The 24,871-nt window shown below is 57.3% G+C and carries 26 protein-coding genes; 18 read left to right on the top strand and 8 right to left on the bottom strand.

The features are described from left to right. Window positions 1–70: 70 nt before the first annotated feature. From E4P01_RS15380 to E4P01_RS15355, 6 genes are read left to right on the top strand one after another with little or no spacing between them, the layout of a single operon-like run. Window positions 71–1,093 carry a glycosyltransferase gene (locus E4P01_RS15380; RefSeq protein ID WP_148852316.1) on the top strand — a complete coding sequence of 341 codons (1,023 nt, stop codon included), beginning with the start codon at window positions 71–73 and terminating at the stop codon, window positions 1,091–1,093. Further along, window positions 1,093–2,274: an FAD-dependent oxidoreductase gene (locus tag E4P01_RS15375; protein ID WP_148852315.1), complete on the top strand. Its 1,182-nt coding sequence runs from the start codon at window positions 1,093–1,095 to the stop codon at window positions 2,272–2,274. The genes E4P01_RS15380 and E4P01_RS15375 overlap by 1 nt, the downstream gene beginning before the upstream one ends. Beyond that, a complete protein-coding gene (locus E4P01_RS15370) occupies window positions 2,267–3,061 on the top strand; it encodes an NAD(P)-dependent oxidoreductase (RefSeq protein WP_148852314.1) in 795 nt (264 codons plus the stop codon). The genes E4P01_RS15375 and E4P01_RS15370 overlap by 8 nt, the downstream gene beginning before the upstream one ends. Continuing rightward, complete coding sequence (locus E4P01_RS15365; protein ID WP_148852313.1) at window positions 3,058–3,882, top strand: sugar phosphate isomerase/epimerase family protein; 825 nt, start codon at window positions 3,058–3,060, stop codon at window positions 3,880–3,882. The genes E4P01_RS15370 and E4P01_RS15365 overlap by 4 nt, the downstream gene beginning before the upstream one ends. After that, a complete protein-coding gene (locus tag E4P01_RS15360; RefSeq protein ID WP_241092111.1) occupies window positions 3,879–4,241 on the top strand; it encodes an SMR family transporter in 363 nt (120 codons plus the stop codon). The genes E4P01_RS15365 and E4P01_RS15360 overlap by 4 nt, the downstream gene beginning before the upstream one ends. Window positions 4,242–4,252: 11 nt before the next feature. After that, entirely contained in the window at window positions 4,253–5,062 is an 810-nt protein-coding gene (locus tag E4P01_RS15355) for a glycosyltransferase family 2 protein (protein WP_148852312.1), read from the top strand. 147 nt (window positions 5,063–5,209) lie between these two features. Here E4P01_RS15355 and E4P01_RS15350 read toward each other — a convergent pair whose 3' ends face one another. Then, on the bottom strand, window positions 5,210–6,076 hold the full coding sequence (locus tag E4P01_RS15350; protein WP_216090930.1) for an acyltransferase: 867 nt from the start codon (window positions 6,074–6,076) through the stop codon (window positions 5,210–5,212). A gap of 310 nt (window positions 6,077–6,386) precedes the next feature. Continuing rightward, a complete protein-coding gene (locus tag E4P01_RS15345; RefSeq protein ID WP_216090931.1) occupies window positions 6,387–7,706 on the bottom strand; it encodes a hypothetical protein in 1,320 nt (439 codons plus the stop codon). A 177-nt stretch (window positions 7,707–7,883) separates the two neighbouring features. Here E4P01_RS15345 and E4P01_RS15340 point away from each other — a divergent pair, with 177 nt between their 5' ends. From E4P01_RS15340 to E4P01_RS15330, 3 genes are all read left to right on the top strand, one after another. Further along, window positions 7,884–8,216 carry a ComEA family DNA-binding protein gene (locus tag E4P01_RS15340; protein ID WP_148852309.1) on the top strand — a complete coding sequence of 111 codons (333 nt, stop codon included), beginning with the start codon at window positions 7,884–7,886 and terminating at the stop codon, window positions 8,214–8,216. A 140-nt stretch (window positions 8,217–8,356) separates the two neighbouring features. After that, entirely contained in the window at window positions 8,357–9,001 is a 645-nt protein-coding gene (locus tag E4P01_RS15335; protein ID WP_216090932.1) for a GntR family transcriptional regulator, read from the top strand. Window positions 9,002–9,015: 14 nt separating this feature from the next. Then, window positions 9,016–9,864: a DUF1989 domain-containing protein gene (locus E4P01_RS15330; RefSeq protein ID WP_032877162.1), complete on the top strand. Its 849-nt coding sequence runs from the start codon at window positions 9,016–9,018 to the stop codon at window positions 9,862–9,864. Between the two features lie 8 nt (window positions 9,865–9,872). On the opposite strand, the gene E4P01_RS15325 is transcribed toward E4P01_RS15330, so the two are convergent. Together E4P01_RS15325 and eat are read right to left on the bottom strand one after the other, a co-directional pair. Then, the gene (locus E4P01_RS15325) at window positions 9,873–10,040 is read right to left on the bottom strand and encodes a DUF2897 family protein (protein ID WP_003172675.1); all 168 of its coding nucleotides are present in this window, start codon (window positions 10,038–10,040) and stop codon (window positions 9,873–9,875) included. Window positions 10,041–10,152: 112 nt separating this feature from the next. Then, entirely contained in the window at window positions 10,153–11,517 is a 1,365-nt protein-coding gene (gene eat, locus E4P01_RS15320) for an ethanolamine permease (protein ID WP_216090933.1), read from the bottom strand. 395 nt (window positions 11,518–11,912) lie between these two features. Between eat and kdpF the strand changes: the two genes are divergently transcribed. From kdpF to E4P01_RS15290, 6 genes are all read left to right on the top strand, one after another. After that, the gene (kdpF, locus tag E4P01_RS15315; RefSeq protein ID WP_003218754.1) at window positions 11,913–12,002 is read left to right on the top strand and encodes a K(+)-transporting ATPase subunit F; all 90 of its coding nucleotides are present in this window, start codon (window positions 11,913–11,915) and stop codon (window positions 12,000–12,002) included. Between the two features lie 9 nt (window positions 12,003–12,011). Then, window positions 12,012–13,706 (top strand): potassium-transporting ATPase subunit KdpA, encoded by a 1,695-nt coding sequence (gene kdpA / locus E4P01_RS15310; RefSeq protein ID WP_216090934.1) that lies wholly within the window; start codon window positions 12,012–12,014, stop codon window positions 13,704–13,706. 12 nt (window positions 13,707–13,718) lie between these two features. Further along, window positions 13,719–15,776 (top strand): potassium-transporting ATPase subunit KdpB, encoded by a 2,058-nt coding sequence (kdpB, locus tag E4P01_RS15305; protein ID WP_216090935.1) that lies wholly within the window; start codon window positions 13,719–13,721, stop codon window positions 15,774–15,776. A 27-nt stretch (window positions 15,777–15,803) separates the two neighbouring features. Then, window positions 15,804–16,349, top strand: a complete 546-nt coding sequence (gene kdpC, locus E4P01_RS15300) for a potassium-transporting ATPase subunit KdpC (protein WP_216090936.1) — start codon at window positions 15,804–15,806, stop codon at window positions 16,347–16,349. 123 nt (window positions 16,350–16,472) lie between these two features. Continuing rightward, window positions 16,473–19,124, top strand: a complete 2,652-nt coding sequence (locus E4P01_RS15295; RefSeq protein WP_216090937.1) for a sensor histidine kinase KdpD — start codon at window positions 16,473–16,475, stop codon at window positions 19,122–19,124. Between the two features lie 46 nt (window positions 19,125–19,170). Continuing rightward, a complete protein-coding gene (locus E4P01_RS15290) occupies window positions 19,171–19,860 on the top strand; it encodes a response regulator (protein ID WP_078820683.1) in 690 nt (229 codons plus the stop codon). A 102-nt stretch (window positions 19,861–19,962) separates the two neighbouring features. Here the strand turns inward: E4P01_RS15290 and E4P01_RS15285 are convergent, their stop codons facing one another. After that, a complete protein-coding gene (locus E4P01_RS15285) occupies window positions 19,963–21,000 on the bottom strand; it encodes a patatin-like phospholipase family protein (RefSeq protein ID WP_216090938.1) in 1,038 nt (345 codons plus the stop codon). Window positions 21,001–21,205: 205 nt separating this feature from the next. Between E4P01_RS15285 and E4P01_RS15280 the strand changes: the two genes are divergently transcribed. The 3 genes from E4P01_RS15280 (at window position 21,206) to E4P01_RS15270 (ending at window position 23,177) form a co-directional block, all read left to right on the top strand. After that, entirely contained in the window at window positions 21,206–21,484 is a 279-nt protein-coding gene (locus tag E4P01_RS15280; protein WP_005786355.1) for a hypothetical protein, read from the top strand. A 44-nt stretch (window positions 21,485–21,528) separates the two neighbouring features. Next, a complete protein-coding gene (locus E4P01_RS15275) occupies window positions 21,529–22,290 on the top strand; it encodes a CHAD domain-containing protein (protein ID WP_005786356.1) in 762 nt (253 codons plus the stop codon). An 89-nt stretch (window positions 22,291–22,379) separates the two neighbouring features. Beyond that, entirely contained in the window at window positions 22,380–23,177 is a 798-nt protein-coding gene (locus E4P01_RS15270; RefSeq protein ID WP_032877154.1) for a thioesterase family protein, read from the top strand. Between the two features lie 6 nt (window positions 23,178–23,183). Here the strand turns inward: E4P01_RS15270 and E4P01_RS15265 are convergent, their stop codons facing one another. The 3 genes from E4P01_RS15265 to E4P01_RS15255 form a co-directional block, all read right to left on the bottom strand. Next, window positions 23,184–23,546: an Mpo1-like protein gene (locus E4P01_RS15265; protein ID WP_005786360.1), complete on the bottom strand. Its 363-nt coding sequence runs from the start codon at window positions 23,544–23,546 to the stop codon at window positions 23,184–23,186. 116 nt (window positions 23,547–23,662) lie between these two features. After that, window positions 23,663–24,052 carry a hypothetical protein gene (locus E4P01_RS15260; protein ID WP_032877153.1) on the bottom strand — a complete coding sequence of 130 codons (390 nt, stop codon included), beginning with the start codon at window positions 24,050–24,052 and terminating at the stop codon, window positions 23,663–23,665. Then, a partial coding sequence (locus E4P01_RS15255; protein ID WP_248130089.1) for a polymorphic toxin type 47 domain-containing protein occupies window positions 24,052–24,871 on the bottom strand: 820 nt, incomplete at its 5' end. The genes E4P01_RS15260 and E4P01_RS15255, both read right to left, overlap by 1 nt.

The raw sequence follows: 24,871 nt of genomic DNA, 5'->3' as shown, positions 1-24,871 counted from the left end.
CGTTGGTGGGGGGGGCGATTAGTGGCCCCTTTAGATCTCGGCTTCGGCATTAGTTTTTTGAGAGTTAGGCATGGATTATTTCCCCTGTTTTTTGTCTGTCGTGTTCGTGGCACGAAATCAGTCGGGCAGTGTGGCGAGAATTCTCGCTGATGCAGCGCTTATCATTGCTGATACTGTCGCGGATTATGAATTGATTGTGGTGGATAATGCCTCCGACGATGACAGCGTGTCGGTATTGAAAGGACTCACGGCTGAAAACGGACTCGCAAATCTGCAGGTGTATGCACTTACCAAGGAAGTGGATACGGACACCGCATTTTGGGTTGGCCTGGAAAATGCGCTGGGAGATTTCGTCGTTGTAATTGACCCATTAGCCGATGATGTAGCCTTTATCCCGACTATGCTTGATCAAGCGCTGAGCGGCGCCGATGTTGTATTTGCTAATAACGCCATGAAGCCCGCGCAGGGGCCAATGTACCGAGCGGCTAATTTTGTTTTTCATAGCCTTTACAACCGATTTAACGGCGTGCATCTGGCCAGGGAGGCGCCGCAGTATCGCATTTTGAGCAAGCGAGTAATCAATTTCATTCTTCAGCATCCGCAGCCTGTAATGACCTATAGGCACTTACCTGCAACGGGTGGTTTTGCCAAAGCATATTTGAATTACAGTTCTACCCCGCAAACCTCGCAGCGTAAACGCCTGGGTGAAAGCATTGATCGTGGCATGCGCTTGCTGATCTCGACTACACGCGCTCCAATGCGATTGGTCACGTCTCTCTCGTTGTTTGGGGCCATTGCAAACCTGCTGTACTGCATTTACGTCATTGCCGTAGGCATTTTAAAAAGCGATGTTGCCCCAGGTTGGATCAGTCTCTCGTTGCAACAATCTGGTATGTTCTTTCTCATCTCTCTGGTGTTGTTGGTATTGGGTGAATACATTCTAAACATGGCAAGCCTGTCGAACGAGGGGCCTCTTTATCATGTTGGGCAAGAGTTCACCAGTGCGCGGATGACCCGTTGTGAAAAATTGAATGTTGAGGAGTGGGTGTCAGAGTCGGCGGATAAGGTAATTCCGACCAGTGACCGTGCCTGATGTCGGGGCTAAACCAAGGCGACATATGCCACGATGCGATAGTCATCGGGGGGGGGTTCTACGGCGCCGCTATCGCTATTTATCTGGCCAGGCAACGTGGATTCAAGCGTATTCTATTAATTGAGCGCGAGTCGGCGTTATTGATGCGTGCGTCTTATAACAACCAGGCGCGTGTCCATAACGGCTACCATTACCCGCGCAGTTTCACCACTGCCTATCGCAGTCGAGTAAACCTGCCGAAATTTGTTCGGGACTGGCCGCTCGCCATAAAGCAAGACTTCACCAAGCTCTATGCTATTGCCCGACGCAACTCAAAAGTTACGGCTAAACAGTTTGAGCGATTTTGCCGGGAGATCGGCGCAGGCATCAAGCCGGCTGAGCCTTCTTTACGTGCGTTGTTTGAACCTCGATTAATTGAGCAGGTATATTGGGTCAATGAGTGCGCATTTGACACCTCGCAACTTTCCACGTGGGCTTCGCGGGAACTTAAAGAGTGTGGCGTGCAGGTTCATTATCAAACCCGCGTTGTGGCTATTTCAAAAGGGCGGCTGGCACCGCTGGCGGTGGTAGCTGACCCTGTGCAGGGAGGGCAGCAAGTCATCGCCTGTCGCTATGTATTCAACTGTACGTATAGCGGACTAAACCAATTTGGCGGAGACTTTCCAGGCGTCGGTTTAGGCCTAAAGCAAGAGATTACAGAAATGGCCCTGCTCCAGATGCCGCCTGCACTTGAGAATGTGGGCGTCACAGTGATGGATGGTCCGTTCTTCTCGATGATGCCGTTTCCCGCACGCGGGCTCCATACGTTGTCTCATGTGCGCTATACACCGCACCTTCATTGGAATGATCGGCAAGGGCTCGATCCTTATCAGAAACTTGGCCAATACGATCGTGCCACGCGCGTTGATAAGATGCTCAGGGACGTAGGTCGCTATATTCCTGAGGCGTTAAAGGCCAAACATATTGACTCATTATTTGAGGTTAAAACCGTTTTACTGAAGAATGAAGGCGACGACGGAAGGCCGATTCTATTTGAGAAACACACTGGTTTGCCAGGCGCCTACTCAGTGCTGGGTGGTAAAATCGACAATATTTATGACGTGCTTGAAAAGCTGGATGCTGAGAGTTTTTTCACCGATAGCGATCGAGCCACGTCGATGTCTGGAGGTACGGATGCGTAACGCGCTGATTGGATATTCTGGATATGTAGGGGGCACACTCCTCAAGCAAACTGCCTTCGCGTCGTTGTACCGCTCAACGAATATCGGTGACATCGATCATCAGTCATTTGATAGCGTCGTGTGTGCGGCTGCTCCCGCGCAAAAATGGCTTGCTAACCGGGAGCCTGAAGATGACCTCAAGAAGATTGAGACATTGATTGATCATCTTAAAACCATAGAATGCAAGACCTTTATTTTGATCAGTACGGTAGATGTTTTCAAGCATCCTATAGGGGTCGATGAGGATGCTCCTGTAGACGAATCAGGTTTGCACGCTTACGGTTTGCATCGTCGGATATTGGAAGTGTTTGTTGAGAAACATTTTTCGAGTTGTCTTGTTGTGCGTTTGCCGGGACTCGTGGGCCCGGGGCTACGTAAGAATGTTATTTTTGATTTTTTGAATGACCACAATCTTCACGCAGTGGATAGCCGGGGCGTGTTCCAATTTTACCCCATGGTCAACCTCTGGCATGACATCCAAACAGCGCTTGATGCCAAGCTCAAGTTGATCCACCTGACGGCGGCACCCGTCAGTGTGGAGCAGATTTCGCTGCAAGGTTTTGGTCGGCCTTTTTCCCATACCTTGAGCCACTCGCCTGCGTCGTATGACCTGCGTACCAAATACGCTCACATATTCGATGCTGCTGGTTTCTATCAAAATAGTGTTCGCGAAACTATGCTGGCGGTCAGAGCATACGCGCAGTCTGAGTCCCGCACGATTAAACCTGACATAGGGTCGAAGACATGAGGTTGGCTATATCCAACATTGCATGGGACATTTGCGAGGATGAAGCCGTCGCTGCCTTGCTTCGGCAGTTTGCTGTAGACGCGATAGATATTGCCCCTGGCAAGTATTTTCCTGAACCTACCAAAGCGACAGGTGAGGATATCGCTCAAGTCAAAGCTTGGTGGGCTGAGCGAGGAGTCGAAATCACCGGTATGCAGGCGTTGTTGTTTGGTACGGCGGGACTGAATATCTTTGGTTCCGCGCAAAGTCGGGCTGATCTGCTTACACACTTGGCCGCAATATGTCGGATCGGTGCCGGCTTGGGCGGGACGCGACTAGTTTTTGGCTCACCGAGAAATCGGGATCGCGCTGGACTGGATGATCAAGAGGCGCTGGACATTGCGATTCCCTTTTTTCGCGAGTTGGGCGATCTCGCTCAGGCGTACGGCGTGACGCTCTGTCTGGAGCCCAACCCCGCGTGTTACGGCGCGAATTTTATGACCACGAATGTTGAGACTGCCAGGGTGGTTCGTGCTGTCGCGCATCCTTCTATCCGTATGCAGTTTGACACAGGCGCACTCGCGATTAACCGGGAAGATCCGCTGGAGGTCCTGGGAGATTGTGCTCAATTGATCGGGCATGTGCATGCCAGCGAGCCCAATCTTTTACCTTTGGGCGATGGCCATACTGACCACGTGGCAATGGCCGCCGCGCTGGGGCGCTACCTGCCGGCTCATCTCGTTTCCATAGAAATGGTAGCAACCGGGAACGAGCCACATTTAGCGTCGATTAAACGCGCTATCCAGGTAGCCACTCTTCGTTACCGTGGGGTCAGTGTATGAGTATGAAATGGCTCATTCTCATTCTTGGTATTCTTTGCAATGCGTCCGCAAGCGTGTTGGTGAAGATGTCCATGATTCCACCACGTAAGTTTCCATCCCCCAGCGATCCCATGACCGCGTTGAGTAACTGGCCATTTTGGCTAGGGCTTGGTTTGTATGGTGGGGCGTTTGTTCTTTATGCAGCAGCATTGGCGCGTCTCCCGATGAATGTTGCCCACCCGGTCCTGACGGCTGGAGCGATTGCGACCGTTGCTGTGTTTTCGGTTGTTTTTTTTCGTGAATCCTTCCACTGGACCACAGCGGTCGGGATCGTACTGATAATCGCCGGCGTCGGGCTGATCACAGCTCGCGTGACTTGATGGAAATCCAAATGATCCTTTCGGATATTGCTGTTGTCCGCGCAACATGGCAAGTACCCGCGTATGACACCCCACTCTGGCTTGGGCGCCAACACTCCTCGTGCGTCGTAATCCCTGTCATTAACGAAGGTGAACGAATTAAAAATTTGCTCGCGAGGATGTCCGCACTTCACGTCGAGAATATTGCTGACATCATCATTGTTGATGGCGGCACCACGGATGGTTCGCTGGAGTTGCAGGATTTGGAGCCGCTTGGCGTACGGGGGCTACTGGTCAAGACGGCCGTAGGAAAACTTAGTGCACAGCTTCGTTGCGCTTACTCCTTTGCGCTCGATCAGGGTTATGAGGGCATCGTTACCATCGATGGTAATGATAAAGATGATCCAGAAGCCATTCCGCGCTTTATAGCAGCGCTGGAGCAGGGCGCTGATTTTGTACAAGCTTCGCGATTCGTTGCAGGGGGCGTGGCTGAAAATACCCCCAAATCAAGAGACTTCGCCATTCGCTTTATCCATGCTCCGATGTTGAGCCAGTTCTCCGGGTTCAAGTGGACAGACACGACTCAGGGCTTTCGGGCGTATAGCCGGAAAATGCTACTGGATCCCAAGTTGGCTGTGTTCCGTGATGTCTTTATGACGTATGAATTACTCGCTTACCTGTCATGTCGGGCCCCAAGGTTGGGATATCGTTGTGTTGAACTGCCTACCGTGCGGCGATACCCTAAAGGTGAAGTACCGACAAAAATTAGCAGTGTGAGGGGTAATCTGTCTGTCTTGACGGTGTTGTTTAAGTCATGTTTCGGTAGTTACAATCCTCGTTAACAGGTCGATATGCGATGGCTCTTTCATATGAGCAGTTCGCCTGATGAGGTCGAATCGGGATGTAGCGTTTATGTGGTTGGCTCGATAGCCTGTGTCGACGTGAAACCGGTGCTTATCACCGCATGGTGATAAGCACGCCAGTTTTAGTTAACCCCTTAGAAACCGTGCTTTGTTGCCGGACAGGTAGCGCATTACCCTTTCTTCGGAAAGTGTAAATCCTTTGGTGTAGGTTTTGCTTTCGATGCAGGCTTTGGATTTGATTTCTTGATTGACCGCAGCGCTGTAGCTTTCAGTGTACTTGAACATAATGATTTGGTCGTTCAAGTCGCCGGTTGAGTGAATTGTCAGCTTATCGTTGTCTTCATTTTTGAACGCGAAAGCATGGTTGGATGCATCACAGAAGTCCTTGATCCAACTGCAAAGCATTTCAAACTTCTCATCCAGCGACTTGTGCGCGTAAGCGTTGATACTTTCTTTGACTTTGGCGGGGGCGCCAGCAACCGTAACGTTTTCTGGCACCGACTTGATAATGTTCGAGCCGCTGAGGCACACGGTTCTCTTACCAATCGTGACACCAGAGCCGACAGTGCATGAGCCCACCAACCAGGCATTGTCCTGGATGACTACCGGGTCGGCGGAGTAGAAGAGGCAGCCTTCAATCTGTTCACCTGCGGCTATGTGCGTCCAAATCTGCGAATACATACCAACTCTAACACCATTGCCGATCGTCAGGCCGCCTGTGCCGTCAATCACACAGTTTTGGCCAAACCAGCAGTGTTGTCCTATTGATACGCCCTTCGTACTTAATACAAGGCAGTCCGAGTGCAGGGTGCTCCAATCATCAATTAATACATCGCCGTCTTCAATGATGACTTTTACACCATCTCCCAGGATGACATAGTCACCCAGGGTTAGCGTTCTGTTACTCTTGAAGATGAACTTTACGTTATTGCCAATCGAACAGTTTTTACCAATATTAACAATGCCGATACCGTGAATTTCATAATTTTGCATCAACAACTACCCATTTTGGTTTTTTGGCTCAGGCAGAGTTATCGGCATTCGTCCTGGGAACACGACCGAATGCCGACTGTCGGTCCAAGTAGTGACGTGTAATTAAATCATATGATGATGGTATCTGTCCTACATGCAGGCAATCGGCCTTGATGCGGTTTGAGGTCGAGTCGCTAGCCTGTAGCGACCCTACCGGATCCGCGTTCGTACTGAAACCCTCATGATCGGTACGTAAAGAGAGCTTCAGACTCGGGCGAGCGCTCGTTTACGGAAAAAATGGGGGCGGAGGGGAGGGAGCGCAGCTTTCGACTCAACCGGATGTGGCCGGTTTTTTAAAGTGGATATTTATGAACAGAACGATTGAAAGAGTAGTTATAAAAATCATCCAGTAGGCGTATCGCAGGTCGTTGGCCGGTGTGATGAGTAGATAGCTTGTCGTGTAGGACAGCCCTGACAGGGGTAAAAGCCAAAGTGAATGTGCCCTGCAGTGTCGGCTGAGTTGAAATGCGCCAATCAATAATATGGATATGATAAGCCAGCTATAAGGTTTGAACAGTTCGGGAAGTATTATTATCGAGGTTGTAACGTAATCAGCGATATATTTTTCTACCGGCGAGACCGACCTGATCCCTGCATTGGGCTCATACGGCTGATTCATGACACGGAATTCAGTAGGGTAATATGGAGGGAGGGAGGGCGAGCGTATGAAGTTTAAAAAAGCATTCAACCGGAATGCTCCATACTCCAGAATATTTCGCGGCACATACTGGATCCACGCGTCTTTGAGTTCCTGATAATGAGCTTGGGTTATGGTGGTGAATTTTTCATTGCTCAGACAAAAGGCGGCGCCTACTTCATGAACATTCAGATACTCACACTGTTTGATGGCATTCATGTCGTCCGGGCTCAAAAAGCTTACAGGCACTTCCACACCTCTGACTTTGAGTGCAACGATGTCATCGAACATCACATAACTAACTGAGTTGGCTTTTTTTGCCCCAATCAAAGGGGTGACGCATAAATGCGCCAGGCCGATTATCGCGCTGCTGATGAAGATAAAAAATATTGTGCTCTTGATGGTGTGAACTTTTAAAATAGAGTTGATCAGGAATGGCAGTAAAAAGATCCCGGCGCTTAAAGAGTTGGTTCGCACTAACGCACCGTATATAAATAATGCTGAGACAAGGAGCGCAGCAGTCTTGGGGAATTTTTGGTGGTCTTTATAATATAAGCAGATCGCAGTAGCCAGGCCCCAGGAGTAGGCCATGGCCACATCTTTCCAGAGGGTAAATTCGAAGTTTAAGATCCAGGGAGCAATGGGTATCAGCAAGAAAAGCATGCCATAGGAGTATCCCTCTCTAATACACGTTTTATATAAAATTAGCACGGTTGCCCATAGCAGGCCGCACTGCAATAGGAACATTCCTCCCGGACCATTTGTAAGGGGCAGCAACCAACTCCATACGTAAGCCATTGTGGGCGGTTGCCAATCGCTGTATTCCCCGGCTCTCGCTTGTCTGAGCTGGTCCATGCTGTCCCATGTCATCGCACCTGGATAAAACGAGAAAATCGAGACCATCGACAGGATGAAAAGCGCCAATCCGATCAGGTTCAAATATTGCTTTTTCACCGCGCAGTCCTTGGTTAGAGTCTCATTATCAGGCGCAACTTTATCATTGGGTCATGAGTTAGGCATCATTCATACTCTGTTACTCACCGATTTTTGACACCCTCCAACATTCGCCTAAGTTAGAGAAGCAGCTTCGGAAAAGCTGCTTTACCTCACTCATGTCATGGAGCGTCACCAATGCAAAACCTCTACATCTCGTCCCTCGTCTTCGCCTTCCTCACCTCCCTCTCCGTCGCCACCATCGCTGCGCCTTCCATCAAGCCGGAAGCCCCCGCCCCGATCTCCACCCAAATGACCAAGATCGAGCAATCCACCAAGGTCAACCTCAACGCCGCCGATGCCGAAACCCTGCGCCGCGACCTGTTCGGTATCGGCGCTTCCAAGGCGAAGGCAATCGTTGCGTATCGCGAAAGCAACGGTCCGTTCACGGCGGTGGATGAGCTACTGGAAGTAAAAGGCATCGGTAAAGCACTGCTGGAGAAGAATCGCGACAGATTGGTTATTAATTGAAGATGCGAAGCTAGCCCCAGAAGGCCGGTCATTGACCGGCCTTTCCTTTATCAAAGCTGCGTCTATTTACTCTCAGGCCGCGTTGGCATGAAACGTGATTACATCCAACTCAACGATTGTTCAACAATCTTGAGGTGTACATGACGTCCAGCTTGTCTTTAGCCGACCAAATCGTCCTGGAATTACGCGCCGACATTATCGGCGGGCGGCTGCTGCCGGGTGTGTCGCTCGTCGAGGCCGACTTAGTCAAGGGCTACAACGCCTCGCGCAATACTATCCGTGAGGCGTTGCATCGCTTGGGCCAAGAAGGGCTTACCCGCTATGTCCGCAATAAGGGCGTAATGGTTCGGCGCCTGCAGCGGGCAGAAGTACGTGACCTCTTCGTAGTCCGCCGCACCCTGGAACTGCAGGCCATAGCCCAAAGCGGCCCGCTGACGGACACTCAATCAGGCCGCATGCAAAACGCTATCGACGCCACCACCCTGGCCCGGGAGCGCGAAGATTGGCGAGCGGTGGCTACCCACAGTCTTGTTTTCCACCAACAGATCGTCGCGTTGATGGACAGCCCACTGTTCGACGAGTTTTTTGCCCAGGTGATCGCCCAGCTGCGCCTGGTGTTTTGCGCCGCGCCGGATGAGCAGAGTTTCCAGTTACCCTGGCTGGAGCGCGACCATGAGATATACACGCTGTTAACCCGCAACCAAACCCAGGCCGCCAGCGAGGCGATGAGCCTGTACCTGGATGATTCGGAACATCTTTCCCTGGCCTTGTTTGATCACCCTTGATGGAGGATTGCCCCATGTACAAAGACTATCCGGCCGCGTACCAAGTCAGCAAAGGCTCAGCATTGCAGGTGGATACGGCGTTCTATGAGCGCATTCGTGATCAGAAAACCCAGCGCACGTTGATCGAACAGTTCGAGGTACCTATCCGTACGGGCAGGGCATGGAAAGTGCCGGCCGGGCATGTGTTCCGTGTGACCACGCCGGTGGGCCCGCAGGTGGGGGACTTCAACGTATGGAACGCCAATGACCCGCGCGAGCGTTTGTGGGCTGCGCGCACTCGGCAGCTTCAGGGTGCCCATGTCAGCACCCATGATCGCTTGTGGTCGAACCTGCCTTTTCTACGGCCACTGGTGACCATCACCGACGACAGCCTCGCCAGTTACGGCATCGATGAATACGGCGGACGCTTGCACGATTTGCTCGGTACGCGCTGCGATCCCTATGTGAACCGGATGCTGACTGGGGAGGACTTTCATCACCATTGCCACTCGAACCTGACCCGTGCGGTATTGCCCCATGGGCTGACGGAATTCGACGTGCATGACGTGTTGAATATTTTCCAGTGCACGGGCCTCAATCACGATGACATGTACTTTATGAAAGCCTGTCCGGCGCAGAAGGGTGATTACCTGGAGTTTTTTGCCGAGATTGATTTGCTGTGTGCGTTGTCGACGTGCCCTGGCGGGGATTTATCGCTACCGATGTGGGGGCCGGATGCGCAGGATCCGCTGACGGTGTGTCGTCCGTTGGGGGTGGAGATCTACCGGTTGGAGGATGAGTTGCTCAATGGCTGGAGCCAGCCGGAACGTGCTGCCTACAAGGGGCAGCACGGTTTGCATATCGCCAAGGCGGATTGGGAGTAACTCAAGGTTCAGCGATCCTGCGCATCCTTGGCATCCGCCTGCGCATTGCGCTCGGCCACGCGTTTACGTTGTTCGTCGGTGAGTTCGACTTTGTTGGCGCTGTCGCGCAGCATCATCAGCCCTCCGACGATCGACCCGATTGCGACTACCATAATCAACCACGCATACCACGGCATAAGGCTCTCCTTGAGGCAGATGTCCGTGGGAAAGTTTCCCACGGTAATGACTGCTTTGAGTCACGGGCTTTCTGAGTAGTTCAGTGTAGGCCCGTTCTGCCTCGCGGGCGCTCTATAGTCCCGTCAACATCGCATCTGTCGGGGCGTCGGCGCGGTCTTGCGCGGTCAGTTGGAAATAGATGAAGCCTGCCAGCATAAAGCCCAGGAAGATCAGCCCGATCAGGGCGTTGAACCAGGCCATCGCCACCAGGCACACCACTGCCAGTACCAGTGCAATACCCGGCACGATGGGGTAGCCCGGTGCGCGAAAGGTGCGTTCCAGCAGGGGCTCGGTCTTACGCAGTTTGAACAGGCTGAGCATGCTCATGATGTACATGACGATGGCACCGAACACCGCCATGGTGATCATGGCGGCGGTCAGGGTCATGCCGCCCAGGTTGATCAGGCCGTCGCTGTAGATGGCCGCGATGCCGACCAGGCCGCCGGCAATAATTGCTCGATGGGGTGTCTGAAAACGCGACAGTTTGGCCAGGAAGGGCGGCAGGTAACCGGCGCGGGCCAGGGCGAAGAACTGGCGCGAGTAGCCGAGGATGATGCCGTGGAAGCTCGCCACCAACCCAAACAGGCCAATCCACACCAGCATGTGCAACCAGCCGGAGCTTTCGCCGACTACGGTTTTCATCGCCTGGGGCAGTGGGTCGTTGATGTTCGACAAGGTGCGCCAGTCGCCTACGCCACCGGCGAAGAACATTACGCCCATGGCCAGGAACACCAGGGTGAGGATGCCGCTGATGTAGGCTTTTGGAATCGTGCGTTTGGGGTCCTTGGCTTCTTCGGCGGCCATGGCGGCACCTTCGATGGCGAGGAAGAACCAGATGGCGAAGGGAATAGCGGCAAACATCCCGGCAATCGCCGGCGCGCCGAAGGTGTCGGAACCGGCCCAGCCGTTGAGGGCGAAGTTGCTGAAGCTGAACGCCGGGGCGACCACGCCCATGAACACCAGCAGTTCGGCGACGGCGAGTACGCACACCACCAGCTCAAAGGTCGCGGCAAGTTTGACCCCGAGGATGTTCAGGCCCATGAACACGATATAAGCGCCGACGGCGGCGTGCTTGGGATCAAGTGCCGGGAATTGCACGTTCAGGTAGGCGCCGATGGCCAGGGCAATTGCGGGCGGGGCGAAGACGAATTCGATCAAGGTAGCCAGCCCGGCAATCAAGCCGCCTTTTTCACCAAAGGCGCGACGGCTGTAGGCAAAGGGGCCTCCGGCATGGGGAATGGCGGTAGTCAGCTCGGTAAAACTGAAGATGAAGCAGGTGTACATCGCGGCGACCATCAACGAAGTGACCAGAAAGCCTAAGGTGCCGGCCACGCCCCAGCCGTAGCTCCAGCCAAAGTACTCGCCGGAAATCACCAGCCCCACGGCGATGCCCCAGAGATGCAGGGTTCCCAAGGTGGGTTTGAGTTGTATGTTCATTGTGGGGTACTCCCTGAATCGTTTGGAATGATTCAGGGTGTTGCAGTGGTTATGCCAGGCTACGAAACCCTGTCGCAAAGCAGTGCTGGTGTCGCCTGCGGGACGGTTTGGCGTTTGAATGTGGCTTGGCGCGCACCAGATAAGGGCGGTGGTGTCTGACATGCCGCCATCGCGGGCAAGCCCGGCTCCCACATTTGGAATGCATTCCACTGTGGGAGCCGGGCTTGCCCGCGATGAGGCCCTCCCTGCCACTGCGAATCTCCTGTAAACCCGGCATAAACCCACTCTTTACGCCATCTTTACGCCCCACCCAACACCTCGCTCTCGTTCCTTTACACCACTCCTGCCGACAATTGCCCCACACGCGGCAATCGCCGCAAGACGGGGAAATTTCCATGAGCGTTCTGGACGGAGTGTCACTGCTATTGGCCGTGGCGCTGTTCATTTATCTGCTGGTTGCGCTGTTACGCGCGGATCGGAACTAGGAGCGGGCTATGCACAGTTATGACTATTGGCTGATCATCGCCTTTTTTGCCGTGGTACTGGTGCCGGCACCGTTTTTGGGGCGGTTCTACTACAAGGTGATGGAAGGCCAGCGCACGTGGTTGACGCCGGTGTTGGGGCCTGTCGAAAAGGCCTGTTATCGCCTTTCGGGCGTGGACGCGCAGCAGGAACAGAGCTGGCAGAAATACATGCTGGCCTTGCTCGCGTTCAACCTGGCGGGCTTCTTGTTGTTGTTCTCGATCCTGTTATTCCAGGGCTCCCTCCCACTGAACCCGCAGAAGTTGCCGGGCCAGGAATGGACCCTGGCGTTCAACACCGCCGTCAGTTTCATGACCAATACCAACTGGCAGAACTACAGCGGTGAGGCGTCCCTAAGTTATCTCAGCCAGATGGCCGGCCTCACTGTGCAGAACTTCGTCAGTGCGGCGACCGGTCTCGCCGTCCTGGTTGCCTTGTGCCGTGGGATCGGGCGCAAATCTGCCCAGACCTTGGGCAACTTCTGGGTCGACATGACGCGCGCCACCCTCTACGGCCTGCTGCCGTTGTGCCTGGTGCTCGCACTGTTCCTGGTGTGGCAGGGCGTGCCGCAAACCTTCGCCCACTATGTTGACGCCGTCACGCTGCAGGGCGTGGACCAAGTGATTCCCTTGGGCCCGGCGGCCAGCCAGATTGCGATCAAGCAACTGGGCACCAATGGCGGCGGCTTCTTCGGGGTGAACTCGGCGCATCCGTTCGAAGACCCGACAGCCTGGGCCAACCTGTTCGAAGTGGCCTCGATCATTCTGATCCCGGTGGCGTTGGTATTTACCTTCGGCCACTACGTCAAAGACCTGCGTCAGAGCCGGGCGATCCTCGCGTGTATGCTGGCGCTGTTCCTGATCGGCGGCGCGACGTCGCTGTGGTCCGAATACCAGCCCAATCCGACCTTGAACAACCCGGCCGTGGAGCAAACCGCACCGCTGGAGGGCAAGGAAACACGCTTCGGTACCACCGGCACCGTGCTGTGGTCGGTGACCACTACCGCGGCATCCAACGGCTCGGTCAACGGTATGCAGGACAGCCTCAGCCCGCTGAGTGGGATGGTGGCATTGGTCAACATGATGGTTGGCGAAGTGATCTTTGGCGGCGTCGGTGCTGGCATGTACGGCATGCTGCTTAACGTACTGATCGCGGTGTTCCTCGCCGGCCTGATGATCGGCCGCACGCCGGAATATCTGGGCAAGAAACTCCAGGCCAAGGAAGTGCAATTGCTGGTGGTGACCCTGCTGGTCATGCCGGTCGGCGTGCTGGTGTTGAGTGCCATCGCCGCCAGCCTGCCGGGCCCGGCGGGCGCGATCAGTAACCCTGGCCCCCACGGCTTCAGTCAGTTGCTTTACGCCTACACCTCGGCCAGTGCCAACAACGGTTCGGCGTTTGCCGGCCTCGGTGCCAACACCGCGTTCCATAACCTGATGCTCGGCCTGGGCATGTTGATCGGCCGCTTTGGCTACATCCTCCCGGTGCTGGCTCTGGCCGGCAGCCTGGCGATGAAGAAGGCCGCACCGATTGGCCAGAACAGCTTCCCCACCCATGGCCCGCTGTTCGTGACCTTGTTGACCGTGACCATTTTGCTGGTGGGCGGCCTGACTTTCCTGCCGACGCTGGCGCTTGGGCCTATCGCTGAACATCTGAGCATGGGCTTCTAAAGGGACATGAAAATGAATATGCCTGCAAAAAACGCGGCCCCGGTCAAAACCCAGGAGCCTGCCAAAACCGCCATCTCGGCGCTCTGGCGCCCGGCGCTGGTCCAGGCTTTCGTCAAGCTCGACCCACGCCAACTGCAACGCTCGCCGGTGATGCTGGTGGTCGAACTGACCGCCATCCTCACCACCGTATTGTGCTTTGTGCCCGATACCACCGTGCCCACCTTTGTTGCGGTGCAAATCGCCGTGTGGCTGTGGTTCACCGTGCTGTTCGCCAACTTCGCCGAAGCCCTCGCCGAAGGCCGCGGCAAGGCCCGCGCAGACAGCCTCAAGGCCGGCAGCGAAGGTTTGAGCGCCCGGCGCCAGGAGGCCGATGGCAGCTTCAAGGTGGTGCCGGCCACCAGCCTGCGCAAGGGCGATGTGGTACGTGTTGCCGCGGGGGAAATGATCCCCGGTGACGGCGAGGTCGTCGAAGGTATTGCGGCGGTCAACGAAGCGGCGATCACCGGCGAATCCGCCCCGGTCATCCGCGAGTCCGGCGGTGACCGCTCAGCCGTTACCGGCAACACACGGCTGGTGTCGGACTGGCTGCTGATTCGCATCACCGCCAACCCGGGTGAGTCCACGCTGGATCGCATGATTGCGTTGGTGGAAGGCGCCAAACGCCAGAAAACCCCCAACGAAGTCGCGCTGGATATCCTGCTGATCGGCCTGACCCTGATCTTCCTGCTGGTAGTGGTGACCTTGCAGCCGTTCGCGCATTTTGCCAATGGCAGCCTGCCTCTGGTGTTCCTGGTCGCACTGCTGGTGACGCTGATTCCCACCACCATTGGTGGCTTGCTTTCGGCCATCGGGATTGCCGGCATGGATCGCCTGGTGCGTCTCAATGTGATCGCCAAGTCCGGTCGCGCCGTGGAAGCGGCGGGGGACGTGCATGTGTTGCTGCTGGACAAGACCGGCACCATTACTTTTGGTAACCGTCGTTGCTCGGCCGTGGTCGCGGCGCCTGGCGTCAGTGGTCGGGAATTGGCTGAAGGTGCGCTGCTGGCATCCCTGGCCGATGACACGGCGGAAGGCAAATCCATCGTTGAATACCTGCGTGCCTTGCACCCGCAGGCCGAGCCAACCCTGGATGAATTGACCGCCGTACCCTTCAGCGCCGAGACCCGATTGTCGGGTGTCGACTATCAGGGCCGCGTGTTCCGCAAAGGCGCCGTGGATTCGCTGCTGGCGTTTATCGGCCAGCAACGCAGCGAGCTTTTACCTGCGCTGTCGCGGGAAATCGACAAGATCGCCCAAAGCGGCGGCACCCCATTGCTGGTCTGCGCCGATGGCAAATTGCTCGGTGCGATCCATCTCAAGGACGTGGTCAAGCCCGGCATCCGCGAGCGGTTTGCCGAGTTGCGCAAGTTGGGGATTCGCACCGTGATGGTCACTGGCGACAACCCCCTGACCGCCGCCGCGATTGCCGCTGAAGCCGGGGTGGATGACGTGCTGGCCGAAGCCACGCCAGAGAAGAAACTCGCGCGTATTCGCCATGAACAAAACGATGGTCGCCTTGTTGCCATGTGCGGCGACGGCGCCAACGACGCCCCGGCGCTGGCCCAGGCTGACGTCGGCATGGCCATGAACGACGGCACCCAGGCCGCGCGCGAAGCGGCCAACATGGTCGACCTCGACAGCGACCCGACCAAGCTGCTGGACGTGGTGCAGATCGGCAAGGAATTGCTGGTAACCCGTGGCGCGTTGACGACCTTTTCCATCGCCAACGACGTGGCCAAGTACTTCGCAATCCTGCCGGCGCTGTTCGCCTCGATCTACCCGCAACTGGGCGTGCTCAACATCATGCACTTGCAGAGCCCGCAGAGCGCGATCCTCTCGGCCATTGTGTTTAACGCCTTGATTATCGTGGTGCTGATTCCCCTGGCGCTGCGCGGTGTACGGGTGCAAGCGGCGAGTGCGGCGGCCTTGCTGCGGCGCAACCTGCTGATTTACGGCCTGGGCGGGCTCTTGGTGCCGTTCGTGGGTATCAAAGCCATCGACATGCTGCTGACGGCGCTGCACCTGGTTTGACCTGTCTGATTTATTGAGGATTTGACTATGACAAACATCATCCGCCCCGCCCTGAGTCTGCTGGTACTCATGACCCTGATCACCGGCGTCGCCTACCCGCTGGTGGTCACGGGCGTGGCGCAAGTGGCCTTCCCCGATCAGGCCAATGGCAGCCTGGTGCACGACGCCAGCGGCAAGGTGCGCGGCTCCAGCCTGATCGCCCAGGACTTTACCGGCGACCGCTGGTTTCATCCACGCCCGTCAGCAGGAGCCTTTGCGACGGTGTCCAGCAGTGCCAGTAACCTGGGCCCCAGCAATCCGGCCTTGGCGACCCGCATAGTCGAGGAAGCCGGCAAACAATCAGTGCCTGGCCAGGGCCCGGTGCCACTGGCCTCGCTGACGACCTCCGGCAGCGGCCTTGATCCACACTTGCCACCGCAGGCGATTGCCTATCAACTGGCGCGAGTGGCGGCAGCGCGCAATGTGCCGGTGGCGACCTTGCAGCGGTTGCTGGATGAGCACATCGAAAGCCCGTTGGTAGGGCCGCCGGTGGTGAATGTCCTGGCGTTGAATATGGCTTTGGAAGTGTTGTAAGCAAGGCGATCGCCATCGCGGGCAAGCCCGGCTCCCACATTTGGAATGCATTCCACTGTGAGAGCCGGGCTTGCCCGCGATGGCGGCCTTGAAGACTCTCTATAAATACCTGAAGGAACCCGTATGAGCGACTCCGGCCGCGCCGATGCCCTGTTAGCCGATCTGCCCCGGGCTGGCCGTGGCCGGCTCAAGGTCTTCCTCGGCGCCGCGCCTGGCGTGGGCAAGACCTACGCCATGCTCCAGGCGGCCCACACCCAACTGCGTCAGGGCGTACGGCTGATTGCCGGGGTGGTCGAAACCCACGGCCGCACCGAGACCGAAGCCTTGCTCAGCGGCCTGCCGCAACAACCGCTGTTGCGCAGCGAATACCGCGGCGTGATGCTCGAAGAAATGGACCTCGACGGCCTGCTCGCCGCCAAGCCCAAGCTGGTGCTGGTAGATGAACTGGCCCACAGCAACGCCCCCGGCAGCCGTCATGAAAAGCGCTGGCAAGACATTCAGGAACTGCTCGCCGCCGGCATCAACGTGTTCACTACGGTCAACGTCCAGCACCTGGAAAGCCTCAATGATCAGGTGCGTGGCATCACCGGCGTGCAAGTGCGCGAAACCCTGCCGGACTGGGTGCTGCAAGAGGCCGACGAACTGTTGCTGATCGACCTGCCATCGCGCGAACTGCTCGAACGCCTGCGTGACGGCAAGGTGTATGTGCCCGAACAGGCGCGTGCGGCTATCGATGCGTTTTTCACCCAGACCAACCTAATGGCCCTGCGCGAACTGGCGATGCAAACCGCCGCCGCCCACGTCGACGATGATCTGGCCCAGGGCTATCGCCAACTCGGACAGGCCGCGCCGGCGGTACGTGGGCGTTTGCTGGTGGGCGTGGATGGCGATGCGCAAGCCGAACGCCTGGTGCGTCATGCCAGTCGCGTGGCCCAGCGTCGGCATTTGCCTTGGAGCCTGGTGCACGTCGACAACGGCCGAGCGCGGGATGAGCAATCGCGCCTGCGTCTGCAGAACGCCCAGCAACTGGCGGAGCGGTTGGGCGGCGAAGTGGTGTTACTGCGGGCCGGGGAGGTCGCCAAGACCCTGATCCAGCACGCCGCCGAACGCCGTGCCAGCTTGTTGCTGGTGGGGCAGTCGCGGATGCGCTGGCGCCGGCGCTTGTTCGGTGGTGGCTTGGCGGCGCGGCTGTTGCGCAATGCCCGTGGCCTGGAAATCAATGTCCTCGACAGCGATGACATTCCGGCGGCGCCACGCTTGCCGGATGTGCGCGGGTTAGTGTGGTTCGATTACGCTTTGGCGGTGGTTGCCACGGTGGTTGCTGCGGCCGTGGCTTGGGCCGTGTCCAGTGTGTTGCCGCTGCCGAATATCTCGCTGGTGTTTCTCGCTGCCGTATTGCTGGTGGCGGTGCGCAGCAGCCTGGGGCCGTCGCTGGTGTGCGCGGCGCTGTCGTTCATGACCTACGATTTTCTGTTTATCCCGCCGAACTTTTCTTTCGCCATTCAGCGCGAAGAGGATGTGCTGACCCTGCTGTTCTTCCTGCTGATGGCAGCCCTGACCGGCAACCTCGCCGCGCGCCAGCGCCGCCAGCTGCAGGCGTTGCGCGATACCCAGGAAGAAACCAGCGAGCTGCTCGACCTGTCGCGCAAGCTCACGGCGGCCACCGATCGCCAAGCCGTGATCAGCGCCGCCGCCCACCATCTGCAAGGCTGGCGCGATCTTGACTTGTGTCTGGTCAATCGCGACGGTCAGGGCGGCTGGACGGTCGAGACCGGTGGCCCGCTGACCCTCACCGAAGCCGAACGCGCTGCCGCCGATTGGGCCTGGCAGCATGATCAGCCTGCCGGTATGGGCACCGGCACCTTGCCGTTCGGACGTTGGTGGTGGTGGCCGTTGTCGGGTGAAGAGGGGCCGCTGGGCTTGCTCGGTGTCAGCGCCAAACCGGGCCTGGAGTTGAGCGGGCAACGCCGACGTTTGCTCACTGCCTTGAGCCAGCCACTGGCCCAGGCGCTGGCGCGGGCGCAGTTGGGGCAAGAGTTGGAGTCGGCGCGTCTGCACGGTGAAACCGAACAACTGCGCAGCGCCTTGCTGGCGTCGGTGTCCCACGATTTGCGCACGCCGTTGACCTCCATGCGCGGCAGTATCGATAGCCTGCTGGCCCTCGGCGAAGCCATTCCCATGGAGGATCGTCGCGAATTGCTTGAAGGCACCCGTGATGAGGCCGAGCGCCTGGACCGCTATATCCAGAACCTGCTGGACATGACGCGGCTGGGCCACGGCGCGCTGAAACTGGCGCGCGATTGGGTGTCGCCCGGTGATATCGTCGGCAGTGCCCTCGGGCGTTTGCGCGCGGTGCTGGCGCCATTGCAAGTGAGCACCGAGGTGCCGTCGGAACTGCCCTTGTTGTATGTGCATGCGGCGTTGATCGAACAGGCGTTGGTCAATGTGCTGGAAAACGCCGCCCGATTTTCGCCGCCCCAGGGTCGCTTGCAGTTGCGCGCTGGCGTGCAGGATGAGCAGTTGTTTTTTGCCGTGGCGGATGAAGGGCCGGGGATTCCCGAGGAGGAGCGTGCGAAGATTTTCGACATGTTCTATACCGCTGCCCGCGGTGATCGGGGCGGGCAGGGCACCGGCCTTGGCCTGGCGATCTGCCAGGGCATGGTCGGTGCGCATGGTGGGCATATCAGCGTGGCCGATGGCATTGATGGGCGGGGTACCTGCATCACGTTGTTTCTGCCGCTACAATCTCAACCTGGCTTGGACACTGACCTTTGAATGGCTCCTGAATGGGGTGATTCTTTAACGAATTTTGACGGACACCATGAGCCAGACCGCGACGATTCTCGTCATAGATGACGAACCGCAGATCCGCAAATTCCTGCGCATCAGCCTGGCCTCCCAGGGCTATAAGGTGATCGAGGCCGGCACCGGCAACGAAGGCCTGGCGCAAGCGGCCCTGAACAAACCGGACCTGCTGGTGCTCGACCTGGGGCTGCCCGACATGGACGGCCAGCAGGTGCTGCGCGAGTTTCGCGAGTGGTCGACGGTACCGGTGCTGGTGCTGTCGGTGCGGGCCAGTGAAGGCCAGAAAGTCGAGGCTCTTGACGGTGGCGCCAATGACTACGTGACTAAGCCCTTCGGCATCCAGGAATTCCTCGCTCGGGTGCGTGCGTTGTTGCGTCAGGCACCGGCGGGAGAGGCCCAGGAAGCCGCCTTGAATTTCGGCCCGCTGACGGTGGACCTGGCTTATCGCCGCGTGCTGCTGGACGGTGCCGAAGTGGCGTTGACCCGCAAGGAGTATGCAGTGCTGGCGCAACTGGCCCGGCATCCGGGGCGGGTGATTACCCAGCAGCAATTGCTCAAGGACATCTGGGGCCCGACTCACACCGAAGACAGCCATTACCTGCGTATCGTGGTGGGGCACCTGCGCCAGAAACTCGCGGATGACCCGACGCAGCCACGGTTTATCGTGACCGAGGCGGGGGTGGGGTATCGGCTGCTGAATGCTTGAGTTTTTGTGGGAGGGAGCAAGCCCCCTCCCACATTTTGAGTGTATTCACAGATTAAAATGTGGGGCTTGCCCGCGATGAGGCCATCAGCAACACCCACGCGCTCAACTCTGCTCACTCTCATACCGATCCAACGTATCACTGGCGATCTCCCGCCCCAAGGCGATCAGCTCCGGCGCCTTGTAGAACTCGAAGAACCGGCACACTCGCTTCGGCACGTTGATCAGCACATCTGGCGGGTAGCCTGCGATCTTGTACTGCGCCAATGAGGTTTGCATCACCTCGAAACTCTGGTTGATCAGGTCCAGCAGCGACGCAGGCCCGACGTTATCGATGATGAACGAGCCGGTCGCCGACTTCGGTGCGCCGGCTTTTTCCGGCGCGGCAGCGGGTTGCTGGGATTCGGGTTCAGCCGACTCCAGCCACGGGTTGATCTCTGCTGCCTGGGCCTGCAAGGCTTCCTGTTCGAGCTTCATCAACTGCTCGGCCTGTTTGCGGCGAAATGGCAGGTGCGATCCGAGTGACTTGGCCAGGCTGTTGAAGCGGCTTTTGAACGCCGGCGGGCGCTGGATCACCGGCAACTGATAGTGCTTCTGGTTGGTGGCGTTGAGGTTGACCGCGATGATCAAGTCACAGTGGCTCGACACCACCGGCACAATGGGTAGCGGGTTGAGCAGCCCGCCGTCCACCAGCATCCGGTTGCCTTGCATCACCGGGGTGAACAGGCTTGGGATCGCCGCCGATGCGCGCATGGCCTGGTGCAGGCAGCCTTCCTGAAACCAGATTTCCTGTTGGTTGGTAAGGTCGGTGGCCACAGCGGTGTAGGGGATGCGCAGCTCTTCGATATTGATCTCGCCGACGATTTTGCGAATCTGCCCGAAAACTTTTTCGCCACGAATCGCACCCAGGCGAAAGCTCACATCTACCAGGCGCAATACGTCGAGGTAGTCCAGGCTTTCGATCCAGTTTCGATATTCGTCCAGCTTGCCTGCGGCATAGATACCGCCGACCACCGCGCCCATCGAACAGCCGGCGATACAGGCGATGTCATAGCCGCGTCGTTCGATTTCTTCGATCACCCCGATATGGGCGTAGCCCCTGGCTCCCCCGGAGCCCAGCACTAAGGCAACACGTTTTTTCATGTCCCAGTCCTTCGCAAAACAGGTGCCCACAATGCACCCATCCGGGGGGCGGCTTCAATCTTCGGTTATTTTTAGAGGATAACCTTTGCGCTCGGGTATGCTCTGGCAATAGGTACGACCGATTTCAGGCTAGGGACAAGGCACTTTTCCCTGTGGGCAACGTCTACAGGCTACGAATGATTTTGCTTATTTTGAGGTGTCATCAATGAAAGCCTGGATGTGTGTGCCTGTGATCGTGCTGGCCTTGGCCGGCTGTGCCGGCAAGACGGCCTACCGCGACAGCTGCGGTTCCCAATTGGATGCCGCCTGGAAAGAACTCGATCTGGCCAAGGCTGAAGGTTTTGCTGGCACCGTGAGCTACTCCAAGGCTCTGTCGCTATTGACTGGCGCCAAGACCCAGCAGCAGTTTGAAGCGTTTGAAGGGTGCTCCAACAAAGCCCAGAAGGCGCGGTTCTATATTCGTGAGTCTCGCGCCGGGCGTTGACCTGTAGCGGCGAGTAGGATTATTCATTGGAAAGTGAGGGCAGGATGTCAGCGTTGGTCAATCAGTTAGTCGCCCAGGTCATAGGCCTGGAAGTAGGGTTACTGAGCTGCCAGGCTCGCCTCGCCGCCGTCACTGACGATGAAGCCCTGCATGATTTGCGCACCACCGTGCGGCGCTTGCGCAGCTTGTTGCGGCCTTTGCGCGGGCTGCCCGGTGTGGAACAGCTTGAATTGGCCGCCAGTACGGTTGGCCAATTGACGACGCCGCTGCGTGACCGCGAGGTCCTGGCGGCGTATCTGCATCAGCACGGTTATCACGAGGCGGCTGATCGGCGCCTGCGCCTGCAACCCGAGGCCTATCGTCATGTGGCGCAAAGCCCGGAACTGGCGCACCTGTTACTGATTCTGGATGCATTCCCACGCTTTATTCGCGCCTCCCAGCACCAGAAACTGCTCAAAGGCCTGCGCCCGCGCATCGAGAAACGCCTGGCCAAGCAATGGCAGAAACTCGATGAAGCCCTGAAGGATCCCGAGCATGATCGCCACCGCCTGCGGTTGCTGATCAAGCGCGTGCGTTACGCCGCCGAGGCTTACCCCGAACTGGACAAGCTATCCCCCAACGCCATGTCGCGATTGAAGAAAGCCCAAAGCGCCCTGGGCGACTGGCATGACTGCTGGCAGTGGCTGGCCCAGGCCGGGCAGCAGGCGGATCTGCAACCCTGCGTTGCCATCTGGCAGCGCACCATGCTCAAGGCTCAAGGGCAGGCTGACCGTGTGCTGGACAAACTCAGCGCCGATTGTTTTTAACGCGGTCCGGCTTTTGGCCGGAATGGGCGGTGTGCCGGTCCGTCTCGATGGTTAAGATTCCCCATCGATTTTCTTGATGTGAGGTCGCCATGCGCTTTAGTGATTTGCTCGACGCTGCCCGAAGCAACCCGTTGGACGTCACCATTCCTGCCGAATGGGCTCAGGGCCGAGCCACCTTTGGCGGCCTGGTCGCCGCCCTGCAATATGAGGCCCTGCGCGCGCAGGTGCCGGCGGATCGCCCCTTGCGCTCCCTGGCCATCACCTTTGTCGGCCCGGTCGCGCCGGATGTGCCCGCCAGTTATCAAGTCGAAGTGTTGCGCGAAGGCAAGGCCGTCAGCCAGTTGCTCGGCCGCGTGTTGCAGAACGGCGAAGTGGCGACCCTGGTCCAGGCCAGCTTTGGCGCGTCTCGAGCATCGGAAATTGACGTGGCGAGCGAAGCTCCGCCGGTATTCAAACATTGGGATGAATGTCAGGAGTTGCCCTACATCAAGGGCGTCACCCCTGAATTCATGCGCCATCTGGCGATGCGCTGGAGTGTCGGCGGCCTGCCGTTCACCGGTAACAAATCCCGCGACATGGGCGGTTGGGTACGGTTGCGCGGGGATGTGAAAGAAGAGCCACTGACCGAGGCGCATATCCTCGCCCTGGTCGACGCCTGGCCGCCGGCCCTGCTGCCACACCTGAAAAAGCCTGCGCCAGGCAGCACCCTGACCTGGACCATCGAGTTCATCCAGCCGCTGCAAGACCTGACCACCCTCGATTGGTGCCAATACCACGTCAACATCGAACATGCCCGCGACGGCTACGGCCATGCGGCCGCTGCGCTGTGGAGCCCGACCGGCGAGTTGATCGCCCTCAGCCGCCAGACCGTGGTGGTGTTCGCCTAAGCCCCTTCAGTGGTGGTGACGTTGCCGCCAGGCACGCCACCAGCCACCGCTCAACACAAAGCGCGGGAAGGTCACGAACTGCTCGACAACAAGGCGTTGCACCGCATCTTTACGGTCGCTGAACGGCTCACTGGCCTGGGCTTCCAGGCTGTGGCCGTGACGCTGCAACGCCAGGCCCGCCACGATGCCGACCACACCGATAGCCAAGCTGGCCAGGCTCAGGCTGAACACCCCTGAAACGATCAGCAGGAAACCGACGATAAACAGCGGCACGGCAATCAGGTGCAACGCCAGGTTGGTCGGGTGCTGATGGTTTTGTGGGTAATGACGCCATTGCCAGGCGGGGAGATTGGGGTGACGTTTGCCCATGGTGGTGAGTCCTCTGTCCGTTGGAACAACTTGGACAGAGTTTAGGTGCGCACGGGCGGGGTAGCGAATCAAGGCTGGCTATTAGGGTTATAGAGAACAGTTTGGCGGAGTGATCCTCATGCCCAAATGACGCAGTTATGATCATCCATATGCACCAAAAACGTTATTTCGCTATCGGTTATCCAAAATGGATAGCCGGTGGTTTCGCCTAAAACAGATGCTAGAACTCGAGAGTTATCAATTTTCCAGGCGGTATATGCTGAGTCAAATACCACCAGAATTAGATCCCTCTCGCTGATGCGATACGGTATTTCCTTCCAAAAGTCAGGGTTGTGCTCCGTGCTTTTTTCGTTCAGCTCGATGGGATCAAGCACATTGCTTTGCGATTTGAAGAATTTTCTCGTCAGGGCGTTTATCAATAAGTTGAGTTCGCTTGAGTCAAGCTTTCCAGCGCCGATGTTCAAGGTATTAAAGGCTGCGTCTATTTCGTCTTCCAAATAGCTCATCAGGGGACACCTATTCTTGACCGGCTGACGGGAACGAGTTGAAGCAGGATATGGCCTCTTTTTGCTCCTCCCTCACCTCTCTTTCCAGGCGTTTGATAGCCAATATGAGGGGATTTCGGGCCTTCCTTACTTGGCACGAGTACTGGATCGTCAATATTCACTTCAGCTCCCCTATTGGGACCCGTTTGTACCCGCCATTCCGTTGGAAATGATTTTCCATATTGGTCTTTGCTCCATTTCGATACGCTGTACTCGGTCTTGGGTATACCCGTTCTGCGAAAAGCCTCATCCAAACCATTATGCATTTGTTGGTAGCTGTCGCCGGCTTGTTTTCTCCAGTCCAGATCGACATCTGGGTTAAGTTTCCAGCTGTTTCCCGTGCTTGGATTAGGACAGTCTGAAGGCGCACAAGCTAAACCTAATGGATCAATCCACCCAGTAGGATTGGGCACATACTGGTAACCATTGATCCCACCCGCCAACTTCACCGGATCCGGCGTCAGGTAACGACCAACATCCGGATTGTAGTAGCGATGGCGGTTGTAGTGCAGGCCGCTTTCCGGATCGAAATACTGACCTTGGAAGCGCAGCGGGTTGTCGATTTTGCCTACGTCGAGCCGGGCGATCTGGCCGTAGGCGCGGTAGTGGGCGGACCAGACGATTTCGCCTTCGGTGTCGGTCAGTTCTTGCGGTGTGCCAAGGTGGTCGAGTTGGTAGTGGTAGGGCGTGGTGCCCTTTGGGCCATAGCCTTCCAGCAGTGCCAACGGGCAGAAGCTGTCCGGCTCGTAGATGTAGCTGCGATGACAGTTTGCATGGTGT

Source organism: Pseudomonas sp. NCIMB 10586 (assembly GCF_023127895.1).
Lineage (GTDB): Bacteria > Pseudomonadota > Gammaproteobacteria > Pseudomonadales > Pseudomonadaceae > Aquipseudomonas > Aquipseudomonas synxantha_A.
This window is presented reverse-complemented; position numbering and strand designations above follow the sequence as displayed.